This window comes from Castellaniella sp., assembly GCF_034675905.1.
Classification (GTDB): Bacteria; Pseudomonadota; Gammaproteobacteria; order Burkholderiales; family Burkholderiaceae_B; genus Castellaniella.
Genome location: NZ_JAUCCV010000010.1, coordinates 166,528 through 179,561, shown reverse-complemented (window position 1 = coordinate 179,561; position 13,034 = coordinate 166,528). Strand labels below are relative to the sequence as shown.

The following is a 13,034-nucleotide window of genomic DNA, read 5'->3' as shown; positions in this document are numbered from 1 at the left end:
TTTCAGCTTCCCTCATCACCTTCTGTGTGCCATGTCCGTCGATTATCTGAAGCGCATCCTGACGTCCAAAGTCTATGACGTCGCCCATGAAACCCCCCTGGACCTGGCCCCCCGAATCAGCAAGCGCATCGGCAACACGGTATTGCTCAAGCGTGAAGACACCCAGCCGGTATTCAGTTTCAAACTGCGCGGCGCCTATAACAAGATGGCGCATCTGAGCGCCGAGGAACTGAAGCGCGGGGTGATCGCGGCATCCGCCGGCAATCATGCCCAGGGCGTCGCGCTGTCGGCCAACCGCTTGAAGTGCCGGGCCGTCATTGTCATGCCGGTGACCACGCCTCTGGTCAAAATTGATGCCGTGCGCGCGCTGGGCGGTGAGGTGGTGCTGTTTGGCGACAGCTTCACCGAGGCGGCGGAACATGCGACCGAACTTCAGGCGCGGGATGGCCTGACGTTCGTGCATCCCTTTGATGACCCCGATGTCATTGCGGGGCAGGGCACTGTGGCCATGGAAATCCTGCGCCAGCACACCGGCCCCATCGATGCTGTGTTTGTTGCCATCGGCGGCGGCGGCTTGATTTCCGGTGTCGCCGCCTACATCAAGCAATTGCGCCCGGACATCCAGGTGATCGGCGTGCAGACCGAAGATTCCGACGCCATGATCCGCAGCGTACGGGCTGGCCGGCGGGTACGCCTGAACGACGTGGGCTTGTTTTCCGACGGCACGGCGGTCAAGCAGGTGGGGCAGGAAACATTCCGCCTGGTGCGTGAATACGTGGATGATTTCATCACCGTGGATACGGATGCGATCTGCGCCGGCATCAAGGACGTTTTCCAGGACACGCGCAGCGTGCTGGAGCCGGCCGGCGCCCTGGCGCTGGCCGGGGCCAAGCGGTATGCCGCCCAGCAGAAATGGAAAGGCAAGACCCTGGTGGCCATTACCTGTGGCGCCAACATGAATTTCGACCGTTTGCGTTTTGTGGCTGAGCGCGCCGATGTGGGCGAGGCGCGCGAGGCCCTGTTCGCCATCACCTTGCCGGAAAAGCGTGGCAGTTTCCTGCGTTTGTGCGAGGCGGTCGGTCAGCGGGCCGTGACGGAGTTCAATTACCGGATTTCCGACGCCGAACAGGCTCACGTGTATGTCGGCCTGCAGATCCGCTCGGAATCGGAAATCGAAAAACTGGCGGCGCATTTCCGCAAGCAGGAATTCCCCACGCTGGATCTGACCAGCAACGAAATGGCCAAGACGCACTTGCGCTACATGGTGGGCGGCCATTCGGGCCTGGCCAAGCATGAAGTGCTGTACCGGTTTGAATTCCCGGAACGCCCCGGCGCCTTGATGAAGTTCCTGGGCGCCATGAATCCCGACTGGAACATCAGCCTGTTTCATTACCGGAATCAGGGCGATGATTATGGCCGCATCCTGGTGGGCATGCAGGTGCCGCCGGACGACAAGAAAGCCTTCAAGGACTTTCTGTCGACCCTGGGCTATCCCTACTGGAACGAGACCGACAATCCGGCCTACCAGCTGTTTCTGTAGGGCGTCAGGCGGCGTGGTCTGCCACAGCTGCCTGAGGGGCCGCCGGGCAGACCCGGGCCGCAGGGAAGTGGATCGAAAAGGTACTGCCGGCGCCCGGCGCGCTGTCGATGTCCAGCGTGGCCTGGTGGCGCAGGGCGACGTGTTTGGTGATCGCCAGGCCCAGGCCTGTGCCTCCCGTGACGCGCGACCGCCCGCGATCCACACGGAAAAAACGTTCCGTCAGCCGGGGGATGTCGTCTGTGGCGATGCCGATGCCGGTGTCATGCACCTGATAACAGGCGCCGCCGTCCGGCTGTGACGTCCACTTGACCGTGATGGTCCCGCCGGCCGGGGTGTAACGCACGGCGTTGGTCAGCAGATTGCTGAACGCTGAAGACAATTCTTTGCTTTGGCCGGTGACCTGCAAGGAGTCATCCAGCTGGATATCGAACTGATGCTGCCCTTTGGACAGGGCCTGGCATTGTGTCAGCGCGGTACGGATCAGGGCGGACACAGGCGCCGGAGCGCCCGCGCTGTTGGGGGTTGTTTCCAGGGATGACAGCGTCAACAGGTCGGCGACCAGGGCCTGCATATGGTGAGCCTGCTGGGCCATCAATTCCAGGTAGTGCCTGCGTTGTGCCGTGCTGATGGCCTCGTCAGGCAGATCCAGCAGCGTTTCGACGAAACCGGACAGCACGGTTAGCGGAGTGCGCATTTCGTGCGAGACGTTGGCGACGAATTCGGTACGGGTATTTTCTAGGCGCTCGATCTGGGTGATGTCGCGTGTGACCATCAGAAATTGCCCGATCCCGTAGGGCGCCAGATGCAGCATCAGGGTGCGGACCTGGCCGCTATGGCTCAGATGCAGGATCAGCGGTTTGTCCCAGCTGTCCTGTCGTGCATAGCGGGCGAATTCCGGTGCGCGGATGATATTCAGCACGCTGTGTCCACGGTCCTGGTGCAGATTCAATCCCAGGTGTTCGGCCGCCGTCTGGTTGCACCAGAGCAGGGATTTGTCCGGCGCCAGTGTCAGGGCGCCGTCCGGCAGAGCTTCGGCGGCCAGCAAGGCGCGCTGAAAATTGCGGCTGCGTTCCTGCAGGTCCAGGCGGTTCTGTTTCAGCTTGCGATAGATGGGGGCCAGGATTTCATCCCAGGGGCCGATCGAGGGCGGGGGCGGATCATCGATGTTTCGCACCCAGCGGGCGATGCGCGACAGTTGCAGGCCGCTGACGAGGATCATGGTCAGCAGCCCCAGGGCGAAAATCGCCCAGCCGGTGGCGGCGCCCAGCCAGGCGCCCAGCAGCCAGCCGCTCAGCGCCCAGAGCGCGATGGAAACAAGCGTTTTGGTCATTCCGTATGTGTCGTGCTGAAACGGTAGCCGGCGCCCCGGACGGTCTGGATGGTGTGTTCCTGGTTGGCGGGCGAGAGTGCCTTGCGCAGGCGGCGGATGTGGACATCCACCGTGCGTTCCTCGACGAAGACGTGATCGCCCCAGACCTGGTCCAGCAATTGGCTGCGGCTGTACACGCGTTGCGCATGCGTCATCAGGAAGTGTAGCAGGCGGAATTCCGTCGGCCCCATGGTCAGCGTCTGCTGGCGCGCAAACACCTGCCGGGCATTGGGGTCCAGCATCAGCTCACCTGCCTGGATCGGGTCGGGTGTCAGCTGGGGCGCACGGCGGCGCAGTAGCGATTTGATGCGGGCCAACAGTTCGCGTGGCGAGAAGGGCTTGGTCAGATAGTCGTCTGCGCCGGCTTCCAGGCCGTCGACTTTATCCTGTTCCGCGCCGCGTGCGGTCAGCATGATCAGCGGGATGTCGCGGGTGCGGGGGGCGGCGCGCAATTGCTGGGCCAGGCGGATGCCCGGCTGGTCCGGCAGCATCCAGTCCAGCAGGATCAGATCGGGCAGCACGCTCTGGATCTGGACCTGAGCCTGGCGGGTGTCTTGTGCCGTGTTGACCGTGTAGCCGGCATGCGTCAGATTGACGGACAGCAGCTCCAGAATGGCGGGTTCGTCTTCGATGATCAGAATCGTGGCGGACATGACAGATATGTGAATCCTGTGGTCGTATTGAGCGTGGTCATCATACGGTCACATTATTTCATTCATATGACGCTGCCGCTGCTGTTCTTTAGCGCGGTTGACCAGAGGAATGCGGTACGATACGCGGATCATGAGTGAACCATCCCAACCGCCAGGTCAGGCGTCGCAAACCCATTTCGGATTCGAGACCGTCCGCGAGGCCGACAAGGCGCATCGCGTGGCTGAAGTCTTCCATTCGGTTGCCAGCCGCTACGACCTGATGAATGATCTGATGTCGGGCGGCCTGCACCGCGCCTGGAAGGCCTTTACCGTGGGTCGGGCGCAGATTCGCCCCGGCATGCGGGTGCTGGATATCGCCGGCGGCACCGGCGACCTGGCGCGGGCCTTTGCCAAACGGGCAGGGCCGACGGGCCAGGTCTGGCTGACGGACATCAATGATTCCATGCTGCGGGTGGGGCGCGATCGCCTGCTGGATCGCGGTCTGGTCACGCCGGTCGCGGTGTGCGATGCCGAATGCCTGCCGTTTCCCGACCGCCATTTCGACCGGGTGTCGGTGGCGTTTGGTCTGCGCAACATGACGCACAAGGACCGGGCCCTGGCGGAAATGCATCGGGTTCTGAAACCGGGCGGCAAACTGCTGGTGCTGGAATTTTCCCGAGTCGCCCCGGCGCTGGCGCCGGTCTACGACTGGTATTCCTTCAATATCCTGCCCAAGATCGGGCAGCTGGTGGCGTCCGACGAGGGCAGCTACCGCTATCTGGCGGAATCCATCCGCATGCATCCGGATCAGAACACCCTGGCCGAGATGCTGCGCACCGTGGGTTTCGGCCGGGTGCAGTATTTCAATATGACCGCCGGCGTGGTGGCGCTGCATGAAGGCGTCCGGCTGGACTAGGCGCACTGTCTCACCGGTATTAGGGCCGCTTCGTGCGGCCCTGATTGTTTCTGCAGATCCCGCGACGGCGCTGTTTTTCGTGACAGACCGACTGCTGCGAATCATTGGAATCTGTGGTAATTTACGGTGATTCAGCTTCTTGTCAGATTTCAGGAAATCCGAATGTCCAAGCTGATGCACGATTTCATCCAGGAGACTCCATGATTGTTCAAATGCCCCGTTGGGCCGTCGCTACCTTGCTGCTGGTTGCGGCCTTGCTGATGCTGGCCGTCACCACCGATGCCCAGGCGCGCCGCATGGGCGGCGGCATGAGCTTTGGCCGCCAGTCCTCCAACGTCATGAAGCAGCGCCAGGCAGTCACGCCGCCGGCGGCCTCGACCGCCACCCAGCGGGCTGCGACGCCGGCTGCCGGTGCGGCAGGGACGGCTGCGGCTGGCGCAGCCAAGTCGGGCATGTCCCGTTGGTTGGGGCCGATTGCCGGTATCGCAGCGGGTCTGGGTATCGCTGCCTTGCTGTCCAGCATGGGCTTGTCGGGGGCGTTCCTGGAATTCCTGTCCAGCGCGCTGCTGATCGGTCTGGTGATCTTCGCCGTCATGTACCTGGTGCGGCGCCTGCGGGGCGCCCAGCGTCCCTTGGCGCCTGCCGGCGCCGGCGGCAACAACAGCTATCGTCAGGCGCAGCAGCCTGCCGCCTGGAATCAGCCGTCAGGGGCATCGGCGCCTGCCGCGTCTGCCGCGCCGGTGATCGAATCCGTCCCGTCCACCGCCGCCCAGGACCCGTCCTGGTTCATTCCGGGCGACTTTGACGTGCCGACCTTCCTGAGCCAGGCCAAACAGCAGTTCACCCAGGTCCAGGGGCTGTGGGATGCGGGCGACCGCGACGCCTTGCGCGAATTGCTGACCGATGATCTGCTGGCGGAAATCACGCCGCGTCTGCCCCAGCCCAACGAGGGCAATCGCACCGAGATCGTCCTGCTGAATGCAGAGCTGCTGGGGATCGAAACGGTGGCGGGCGGCCACCTGGCCAGCGTGCGGTATTCGGGCATGCTGCGCGAAGCCGCTGGCGCCGAGGCCTTCCGCGTGGAAGAGGTCTGGAACCTGTACAAGGCTGATGGCGCGGGCTGGCTGCTGGCTGGGATTCAACAGCTCGACCCGCAGGCGTGATGCATGCCCCCTAGCGGGGCATGACAGGCCTGTTGCGGTTCACGGTCTCCCCCGCATGGGAGGCACGCAAAACCAGTAAACTGGGGGTCCGGGGTAGCCGATAGGCGTTTCCCGGACCCCCGGTTTTCTGAACCCTGTCCATGGTGTTTTTCCGGGCTGACGCATCTCTGTGGTGTCGGCGCCCGTCCCTGATTGGACAGGTCATCGGCTTCCTGCGCATGAACATATTGCTTCCTTCTTTCCTGCCCCGGCCTGCAGACCTGCTGCTGTCCGGGCTCAATGCCTTGTTGCGGCGCGAGTCCTGGGCGCGTGAACGCTTGTCCGCCCATGCCGGCAAGTCGTTACGGGTGTCTGCCGGCGCCTGGTCGTTGCAGGCCGGCATCGGCGCGGATGGCACACTGCAGGCCTGTGATGCGGCCATCGTGCCCGATGTCACCTTGTCCGTGCCGGCAGACCGGCTGCGCGACCTGCCGGCAGCCTGGCGGTCTCAGGGCCTGGCGGGCGTGACGGCGCTGGCCCGCATCCAGGGGGATGCCGGTCTGGCGCACCTGGTGTCCGACTTGGCGCGGGATCTGCGCTGGGATGTCGAAGACGACCTGTCTCGTATCGTAGGCGACGTCATGGCGATCCGTTTGATCCAGGGGGGGCGGCAGTTGGCGGCCGGTCTGCGGCATAGCGCCGGGCGGGCGCAGGACAATCTGACCGAATATCTGGCAGAGGAATCCGGCATCGGCCTGCGGGGGGCGGATTTTCGCCGCTGGCGCGGTGATCTGCGGGCGCTGGAATCCCGTCTCGACCGCCTGGATGTCCGCTTGCAGCACCTGCCGGAGGCCGCATGCTGACGTTCTGGCGCCTGAGCTATATCCTGTGGATCAGCTTGCGCTATCGGCTCGATGAACTGGTCTTGTCCAGCCTGCAACATCCCTGGGCGCATACCTTGTTGCGCGTGGTGTGTCTTGGGCGTCGACCCAAGACCCCCAGGGGTGAGCGCCTGCGACGGGCCTTGGAAACGCTGGGGCCGATCTATGTGAAATTCGGCCAGGTGCTGTCCACGCGCCGCGATCTGGTACCGGCTGACTTGGCGGATGAATTGGCGCATCTGCAGGATCGCGTACCGCCGTTTCCGTCGGATCAGGCAGCTGCCATCATTCAGGAATCGCTGGGGGCATCTCCGCAGGCGCTGTTTGCGCAGTTCGATCGCGATCCAGTGGCGTCCGCATCAATCGCCCAGGTGCATTTCGCGGTGTTGCACGATGGGCGCGAGGTCGCCGTCAAGGTCTTGCGGCCCGGCATGCGCGAAGCCATCGAGCGCGACCTGACGCTGCTGCGGGCTTTGGCCGGACTGGTCGAACGCCTGGTGCCCGATGGCCGGCGCCTGAAGCCGCGCGAGGTCGTGGCCGAATTCGACAAATATCTGCACGATGAATTGGATCTGATCCGCGAGGCCGCCAATTGCAGCCAGCTGCGACGCAACTTCGGGCCGGATACCGGCCGCTCGGATTTGTTGCTGGTACCAGAAGTCGTCTGGGAATTCTGCGCCAGCCAGGTCTTTACCATGCAGCGCATGCGCGGGGTGCCGGTCAGCCGGATCGCCCAGCTGCGCGACATGGGCGTCGATATCCCCCTGCTGGCGCGCCAGGGTGTGGAAATCTTTTTCATGCAGGTATTCACCGACGGCTTTTTCCATGCCGACATGCATCCGGGCAATATCTATGTGTCCGATGATCCCGATACGCTGGGGCGCTATATCGCCCTGGATTTCGGTATTGTCGGTTCGCTGTCCGAATTCGATAAGAATTACCTGGCGCAGAACTTTCTGGCCTTTTTCCGCCGCGACTACCGCCGCGTGGCGCAACTGCACATCGAATCGGGTTGGGTGCCGCCCACGACCCGCGAAGAAGAACTCGAGGGCGCTGTGCGGGCAGTGTGTGAGCCCTATTTTGATCGGCCTCTGGCCGAAATTTCCCTGGGACAGGTGCTGCTGCGTCTGTTCCAGACGTCGCGCCGTTTCAATGTCGAGATCCAGCCGCAGTTGGTGCTGCTGCAAAAGACCCTGCTCAATGTCGAGGGCATGGGGCGCGAATTGGACCCGAAACTGGATCTTTGGCAGACAGCCAAGCCCTTCCTGGAAAAATGGATGCACCAGCGCGTCGGTCTGCGCGGCCTGCGCCAGCGGCTGGATCAGGAAGCCAGTCAATGGGCGCAGATCCTGCCGCAGATTCCCCGGCTGGCCTATGCCCGTCTGAACCATCCGGACCCCGGCCCGGCGATGCGGGCCGAACTGGAACGCTTGCGTCGGGCGCAGGAAGGCGCCAACCGCCTGCTGGCGGTGCTGTGCGGCATCCTGGCCATCGGCCTGGGGGTGGCCGTCTGGGCGCTGACGCGGGGAGGCGGGCTATGACGTCGCCCCGTTTTGAATCCAAGATCCTGTCGCCGCTGGATTGCCGGCAGGCCATCGGCCAGGGCCGCTTGCCGCGCCCCTGGGTATTCACCAATGGGGTGTTCGATATCCTGCATCGTGGCCATGTCACCTATCTGGATCAGGCGGCGCAATTGGGCGGGTCCCTGATCGTGGCGGTCAATACGGATGACTCTGTGCGGCGGCTGGGCAAAGGCGCGGACCGGCCCCTGAATACCTGCGCCGACCGGGCCGCCTTGCTGGCGGCATTGGCCTGCGTGGATGTCGTGACCTGGTTCGAAGAAGATACGCCGCTGGAACTCATCCAGGCGCTGCGCCCTGACATCATCGTCAAGGGCGGCGATTACGATATGGATCTGCTGCCGGAAACCGCTGCCGTGCGCAGCTGGGGCGGCAGTGCCGTGGCCATTCCGTTCGAGCACGAACGATCCACGACGGCCTTGCTGCACAAGATCCGGCGCTAAGCGGCCTGTGAATGGCCGTTAAAAAGCCCCTGTGCCGGCCGGCAGGGGCTTTTGCGTGATACAGACGAGACTGCGCAGATGCGCGATCAGAACTTGAAGCGGGACCGCGCCGTACCGCGCAGGGGCTTGGTCCAGGTGTCGAAGATCTGCACGGTCTCGAAGTTGGCGGCGCTGGTGCGCGTGATGCGACAGGCCGTCATGATGGGGCTGTGGCCGACGATGGCCACCAGGCGCCCGCCCACGGCCAACTGGTATTTCAAGGCGTCAGGCACGGCGGGGACAGAGCCGGTGATCAGGATGGCGTCGTATTCCGCCGTTCCCCAGCCGGCGTGAGCGTCGCCGGTTTCCTGGACCACGTTGCTGATCTGGTTGCGGGCCAGATTGCCTTGGGCGAAAGCGGCCAGACGGCTGTCGATTTCGATGGTCGTGACCTGTTGGCACAGGCGCGACAACAGGGCGGCCTGGTAGCCGGACCCGGTACCGATTTCCAGCACGCAGTCGCTGGCGGTCAGCTGCAGTTCTTCGGCCAGTTTGGCCTCGACCTTGGGCGAGAGCATGTGTTCGCGGGAGTCGACACCGTCGATCACCAAGGGCAGTTCGGTATCTGCGAACGCCAGCGATTGCAGCTGCGGGGGCACGAAGCGTTCGCGCGGCAAATCGAAAAGCGCCTGCAAGAGGCGTTCGCCCTGGACGTTCCAGGGACGGATCTGCTGCTCGACCATATTGAAACGGGCACGTTCGGCGTCGCTGATGTCGTTGACGTTCATGTCTCGTAAGCCTTAGGGTTAACGTGAAGCGATTATAGGCCAGACCCTCGTCCTGCGGACGGATTCAGGCGGGTTGGCCCCACCAGGCATGGAAGTGGTGTACCGGGCCGTGGCCGGACCCGACCTGCAATTGGCCGGATGCCGCAATGGCGCGTTCCAGATAGTGTTTGGCCTGGCGGGCGGCTTCGGGTACGTCGCCGGTGCGCGGCAGCAGGGCGGCCAGCGCGGCTGACAGCGTGCAACCCGTGCCATGGGTATTGGGGGTGTCGATGCGCCGGCCCGGCAGTTCGATCATGCGGTCGCCATCGTGCAGCATGTCCACCGTGTCGTTGCCGGGCAAATGGCCGCCCTTCAAAAAGACCCAGCGGTGCGCGTCGTCTGGCAGCAGGCGGCGCAGGCGCTCGGCCACGCGGCGCATTTCCTTCAGGGTGTCGACCGGGCTTTGGCCCAGCAGTACGCCGGCTTCGGGCAGATTGGGGGTGATGATGGTCGCCAGCGGGATCAGGCCTTCGCGCAAGGCTTCGACGGCCTGGCGTTCCAGGAGGTGGTCGCCGCTTTTGGCCACCATGACCGGATCCAGCACCAGATGGGCGGGTTTCCAGTGCGCCAGGCGGTCAGCCACCGTGCGCGTGACGCCTGCCTGTCCCAGCATGCCGATTTTGACGGCGTCGATGCGCACATCGGCAAACAGGGTGTCGATCTGGGCAGCGACGAAATCCGGCGGAACGGGCGAGATATGCGTGACAGCCTGGGTGTTCTGGGCCGTCAGGGCCGCGATCACCGCCATGCCGTAGGCGCCCAGGGCGCTCATGGTTTTGACGTCGGCCAGCACGCCGGCGCCGCCGGATGGGTCTACGCCGGCAATGGATAGGGTGTTCGGGATCATCTTGGGTGTCATGCGCGTCAGGCGGCCCGGGTCGAGGGCAGCAGGCCTTCGGCGGGAGAGCTGGGGTCCGCGTCGTAGTATTTGCGTTTCACGCGGCCCGCCAGATAGGCTTCGCGCCCGGCTTCGACGCCCAGGCGCATGGCTCGTGCCATGCGGATCGGATCGCGGGCGCCGGCGATGGCCGTGTTCATCAGGATGGCGTCGCAGCCCAGTTCCATGGCGATGGCGGCGTCGGACGCCGTGCCCACCCCGGCATCTACCAGCACGGGTACCGAGGCCTGGTCGATGATCAGGCGCAGGTTCCAGGGGTTGACGATGCCCATGCCCGAACCGATCAGGGATGCCAGCGGCATGACAGCTGCTACGCCGATGTCTTCCAGCATGCGGCACTGGATCGGGTCGTCGCTGCAGTAGACCATGACGTCGAACCCGTCGGCCACCAGCGTGCGGGCTGCCGCCAGGGTTTCGGGCATATTGGGAAACAGATTGCCGGCGTCGCCCAGGACTTCGAGCTTGCACAGTTTGTGGCCGTCCAGCAGTTCCCGCGCCAGGCGCAGCGTGCGCACGGCATCGTCAGCCGTATAGCAGCCGGCCGTATTGGGCAGGATGGTGTAGCGGTCCGGGGACAGGAAATCCAGCAGGTTCGGTTCGCCAGGGTTCTGGCCGATGTTGGTGCGGCGGATGGCGACTGTCACGATTTCTGTGCCGCTTGCCTCGATGGCGTCGCGGGTCTGGTCGAAATCGCGATATTTGCCGGTGCCGACCAGCAAGCGTGAATGAAAGGTACGATCGGCAATAGTGAGGGTGTCTGCGGTGTTCATGGCGTGTGTCGTGGGCTGGCCTGTAATGGATGTGGCCGCACTGGGCGGCCACAGAGAAGGATAATCCATTTAGGACAGATCAGTTCAGAATGATGCCGCCGCTGTCCTGAACTTGCTGGTCCGGCTCGGCTGCCTTTTTACGGGCCGAGGCCTTTTTGGCCGGTTTCGGCTTTGGCGGGGCGGCTTGCAGTCGGGCGATCGAGCCGCGGGCAATGGCGTCAGCGTTGCCGCTCAGGATGTCACCGTAGGCCAGCTTGGCCTGGACCGTGGCGATGCGGATCGTGGCGACCTTTTCTTCTGTGGCGCCCAGTTGTTCGCCGGTGTCGGGGTCGATGAGCGCCTCGCCGACCGAGAAAATGGCATAGGTCTGCCCGGTTTCTGCCAGACCCTTGCCCCGGTTGATGATCACCTGGCCGTTGTTCAGGCCGATGACTTTGGGCGGGCTGACGATTTCGGCGATGTCGTTGGTGATCTTGTCCAGAAAGCCATCCAGGGCGGCGCTGAGCCGGTTGCCGCTGGAACTGAACTGGCTGGAATCCGACCAGCGCACGGCGCGGGTCGCCGATTCCACCAGCGTATACCGTACCGAGGCGCGGGTCGACGACGAGACTTCGCGGTTGGTTTCGCCCGTCAGGTCGATGTATTCCTCTGTGACCTTGGTCGAGACGCCTGCCTGGGTCAGATTGACGATCAGCATGAAATCAGCGCCCAATAGCTGCCCGAGCTTGCTGCGTTGTTCATCAGAGGCTTGAGCGCTGTCTATGCGGCCCATTTCCTGGTCGAGGGCGGCATCGTTGCTGCGATCCAGGACGGTGAAGCGGCCGCTTTTGACGAGTTTGTCCGTCAGCGACTGCCGCAGCTGGTCGGCATTGGCGGTTTTGCGCAGGCGACCCGTGGTGACGATGGCGATGCTGTCGCGCTTGGCCTGGGGAGCCTTGCTCTGGAATTCGGTCTTTTCGACAGTGACTTCCAGATCGACTTCGCAGCCCTTGTTCTCGCAGGATTGCTTCAGGACCTTGTAGCCCTTGACCTTGCCTTGGCTGGTGACGCGGTTTTCGCTGCTCATGCCGGCTTCGACGGTCGTGCGGCTGGCGCCTTCTGTCTCGACACGGGCGCTGCCGCTGGTGGTTTCAGCTTTGCCCTTGCCGGGGGATTGCAGCTTGCCTTCGGTTGCCAGGCCGCTGTAGCCCGTCGTGACCTGGCTTTCGCCGGATTCCTTGATGTTCAGCGTGGCCTTGGGGCCGGCGGATCGTGTGGCTACCCGGGCGCCCGTGACCTGGCGCACGGCATCGCCCAAGGCAGATTCCACGGCCTGTTCGTAGGTGTCCCCGTAGCCATGGGCCTGTATGGTGACGTCCTGGGTTTGTTGCGCGGGCGCCGTCAGAGGCCACGTCAGGCCCAGGCAGCAAGCCAGAAGCAGTTTCTTCATGATGAGATTACCAGGTGACGGTGCGGTTGTCGCCGCGTTTGACGATGGGGTATTCGCCTTCCCAGTAGGCCAGGCCGTCATCCAGATTGGTCATGGTCAGCATGAAGTAGTAGTCGACCTGTTGCGTGCTGCTGTTGACGCGGTTGTTGCGCTGGATGATCTTGCCCGAGAGGGAATAGTCCGGTGCAATGACGCGGCCCGCTTTCTTGACGGTTTTCTGGTTCATCATTTTCGATGATTTCAGCTGCCGTGATTTGGCAGTCATGGCGTCTTCCGGGCCGTTCAGCCCGACGGCCGTGGTCACGACGAAGCGACCCGAATTCAGCAGGCTGATGCGGATCTTTTTCGTCAACTGATCGGTGTCGATGCGCTGCACGGTGTCGTTGACCACGTTGGACACGGTCAGCACATAGCGGGCGCCCTGGTTGGATTTAGGATGCACCATCAGCGGAGAAGCCAGCATCTGGTTGACCAGTTCGGTGGCGGCGCTTTCAAAGTCCTTGTAGTCCAGACCCATGACGGCGACGTTGTCGTTCTTCATGTCGACGTAGTGGGTCGGTGTGACGCAACCGGCCAAGGCCAGGCACAGGGTGGTGGTGGAAAGCAGTAGGCGTGTATTCACGGTGAA

13 protein-coding genes are annotated in these 13,034 nt (G+C 63.5%); 6 read left to right on the top strand and 7 right to left on the bottom strand.

From position 1 onward, the window contains the following. Positions 1–31 precede the first annotated feature (31 nt). The gene (ilvA, locus tag VDP79_RS10940; RefSeq protein WP_323018233.1) at positions 32–1,540 is read left to right on the top strand and encodes a threonine ammonia-lyase, biosynthetic; all 1,509 of its coding nucleotides are present in this window, start codon (positions 32–34) and stop codon (positions 1,538–1,540) included. A 4-nt stretch (positions 1,541–1,544) separates the two neighbouring features. Here ilvA and phoR read toward each other — a convergent pair whose 3' ends face one another. Continuing rightward, positions 1,545–2,870 (bottom strand): phosphate regulon sensor histidine kinase PhoR, encoded by a 1,326-nt coding sequence (gene phoR, locus VDP79_RS10935; protein ID WP_323018232.1) that lies wholly within the window; start codon positions 2,868–2,870, stop codon positions 1,545–1,547. Then, positions 2,867–3,562: a phosphate regulon transcriptional regulator PhoB gene (gene phoB / locus VDP79_RS10930; RefSeq protein WP_323018231.1), complete on the bottom strand. Its 696-nt coding sequence runs from the start codon at positions 3,560–3,562 to the stop codon at positions 2,867–2,869. The genes phoR and phoB overlap by 4 nt, the downstream gene beginning before the upstream one ends. A 130-nt stretch (positions 3,563–3,692) precedes the next feature. Between phoB and ubiE the strand changes: the two genes are divergently transcribed. The 5 genes from ubiE to rfaE2 all read left to right on the top strand — a co-directional run bounded on the left by ubiE (position 3,693) and on the right by rfaE2 (position 8,503). Continuing rightward, positions 3,693–4,457 (top strand): bifunctional demethylmenaquinone methyltransferase/2-methoxy-6-polyprenyl-1,4-benzoquinol methylase UbiE, encoded by a 765-nt coding sequence (gene ubiE, locus VDP79_RS10925; protein ID WP_323018230.1) that lies wholly within the window; start codon positions 3,693–3,695, stop codon positions 4,455–4,457. A gap of 200 nt (positions 4,458–4,657) precedes the next feature. Next, positions 4,658–5,620: a Tim44 domain-containing protein gene (locus tag VDP79_RS10920; protein WP_323018229.1), complete on the top strand. Its 963-nt coding sequence runs from the start codon at positions 4,658–4,660 to the stop codon at positions 5,618–5,620. Between the two features lie 218 nt (positions 5,621–5,838). Beyond that, positions 5,839–6,462, top strand: coding sequence for a ubiquinone biosynthesis accessory factor UbiJ (locus tag VDP79_RS10915; protein WP_323018228.1), 624 nt, complete (start codon positions 5,839–5,841; stop codon positions 6,460–6,462). Then, positions 6,456–8,021, top strand: coding sequence for a ubiquinone biosynthesis regulatory protein kinase UbiB (gene ubiB, locus VDP79_RS10910; protein ID WP_323018227.1), 1,566 nt, complete (start codon positions 6,456–6,458; stop codon positions 8,019–8,021). Before VDP79_RS10915 ends, ubiB begins: the two co-directional genes overlap by 7 nt. Next, positions 8,018–8,503: a D-glycero-beta-D-manno-heptose 1-phosphate adenylyltransferase gene (rfaE2, locus tag VDP79_RS10905; RefSeq protein ID WP_323018226.1), complete on the top strand. Its 486-nt coding sequence runs from the start codon at positions 8,018–8,020 to the stop codon at positions 8,501–8,503. Before ubiB ends, rfaE2 begins: the two co-directional genes overlap by 4 nt. 86 nt (positions 8,504–8,589) lie before the next feature. Here rfaE2 and VDP79_RS10900 read toward each other — a convergent pair whose 3' ends face one another. From VDP79_RS10900 to lpoB, 5 genes are all read right to left on the bottom strand, one after another. Continuing rightward, positions 8,590–9,270 carry a protein-L-isoaspartate O-methyltransferase gene (locus tag VDP79_RS10900; RefSeq protein ID WP_323018225.1) on the bottom strand — a complete coding sequence of 227 codons (681 nt, stop codon included), beginning with the start codon at positions 9,268–9,270 and terminating at the stop codon, positions 8,590–8,592. Between the two features lie 64 nt (positions 9,271–9,334). Next, complete coding sequence (thiD, locus tag VDP79_RS10895) at positions 9,335–10,156, bottom strand: bifunctional hydroxymethylpyrimidine kinase/phosphomethylpyrimidine kinase (RefSeq protein WP_323018224.1); 822 nt, start codon at positions 10,154–10,156, stop codon at positions 9,335–9,337. A 17-nt stretch (positions 10,157–10,173) separates the two neighbouring features. Beyond that, on the bottom strand, positions 10,174–10,977 hold the full coding sequence (locus tag VDP79_RS10890; protein WP_323018223.1) for a thiazole synthase: 804 nt from the start codon (positions 10,975–10,977) through the stop codon (positions 10,174–10,176). A 79-nt stretch (positions 10,978–11,056) separates the two neighbouring features. Next, entirely contained in the window at positions 11,057–12,406 is a 1,350-nt protein-coding gene (locus VDP79_RS10885) for a CsgG/HfaB family protein (protein ID WP_323018222.1), read from the bottom strand. Positions 12,407–12,413: 7 nt separating this feature from the next. Further along, a complete protein-coding gene (gene lpoB, locus VDP79_RS10880) occupies positions 12,414–13,028 on the bottom strand; it encodes a penicillin-binding protein activator LpoB (RefSeq protein ID WP_323018221.1) in 615 nt (204 codons plus the stop codon). Positions 13,029–13,034: the final 6 nt, after the last annotated feature.

Coding starts and splice junctions, on each gene's coding strand:
- VDP79_RS10885 (WP_323018222.1), bottom strand. CDS start 12,406: ATGAAGAAACTGCTTCTGGCTTGCTGCCTGGGCCTGACGTGGCCTCTG.
- rfaE2 (WP_323018226.1), top strand. CDS start 8,018: ATGACGTCGCCCCGTTTTGAATCCAAGATCCTGTCGCCGCTGGATTGC.
- VDP79_RS10890 (WP_323018223.1), bottom strand. CDS start 10,977: ATGAACACCGCAGACACCCTCACTATTGCCGATCGTACCTTTCATTCA.
- ubiB (WP_323018227.1), top strand. CDS start 6,456: ATGCTGACGTTCTGGCGCCTGAGCTATATCCTGTGGATCAGCTTGCGC.
- VDP79_RS10915 (WP_323018228.1), top strand. CDS start 5,839: ATGAACATATTGCTTCCTTCTTTCCTGCCCCGGCCTGCAGACCTGCTG.
- VDP79_RS10900 (WP_323018225.1), bottom strand. CDS start 9,270: ATGAACGTCAACGACATCAGCGACGCCGAACGTGCCCGTTTCAATATG.
- VDP79_RS10920 (WP_323018229.1), top strand. CDS start 4,658: ATGATTGTTCAAATGCCCCGTTGGGCCGTCGCTACCTTGCTGCTGGTT.
- ilvA (WP_323018233.1), top strand. CDS start 32: ATGTCCGTCGATTATCTGAAGCGCATCCTGACGTCCAAAGTCTATGAC.
- thiD (WP_323018224.1), bottom strand. CDS start 10,156: ATGATCCCGAACACCCTATCCATTGCCGGCGTAGACCCATCCGGCGGC.
- phoB (WP_323018231.1), bottom strand. CDS start 3,562: ATGTCCGCCACGATTCTGATCATCGAAGACGAACCCGCCATTCTGGAG.
- phoR (WP_323018232.1), bottom strand. CDS start 2,870: ATGACCAAAACGCTTGTTTCCATCGCGCTCTGGGCGCTGAGCGGCTGG.
- ubiE (WP_323018230.1), top strand. CDS start 3,693: ATGAGTGAACCATCCCAACCGCCAGGTCAGGCGTCGCAAACCCATTTC.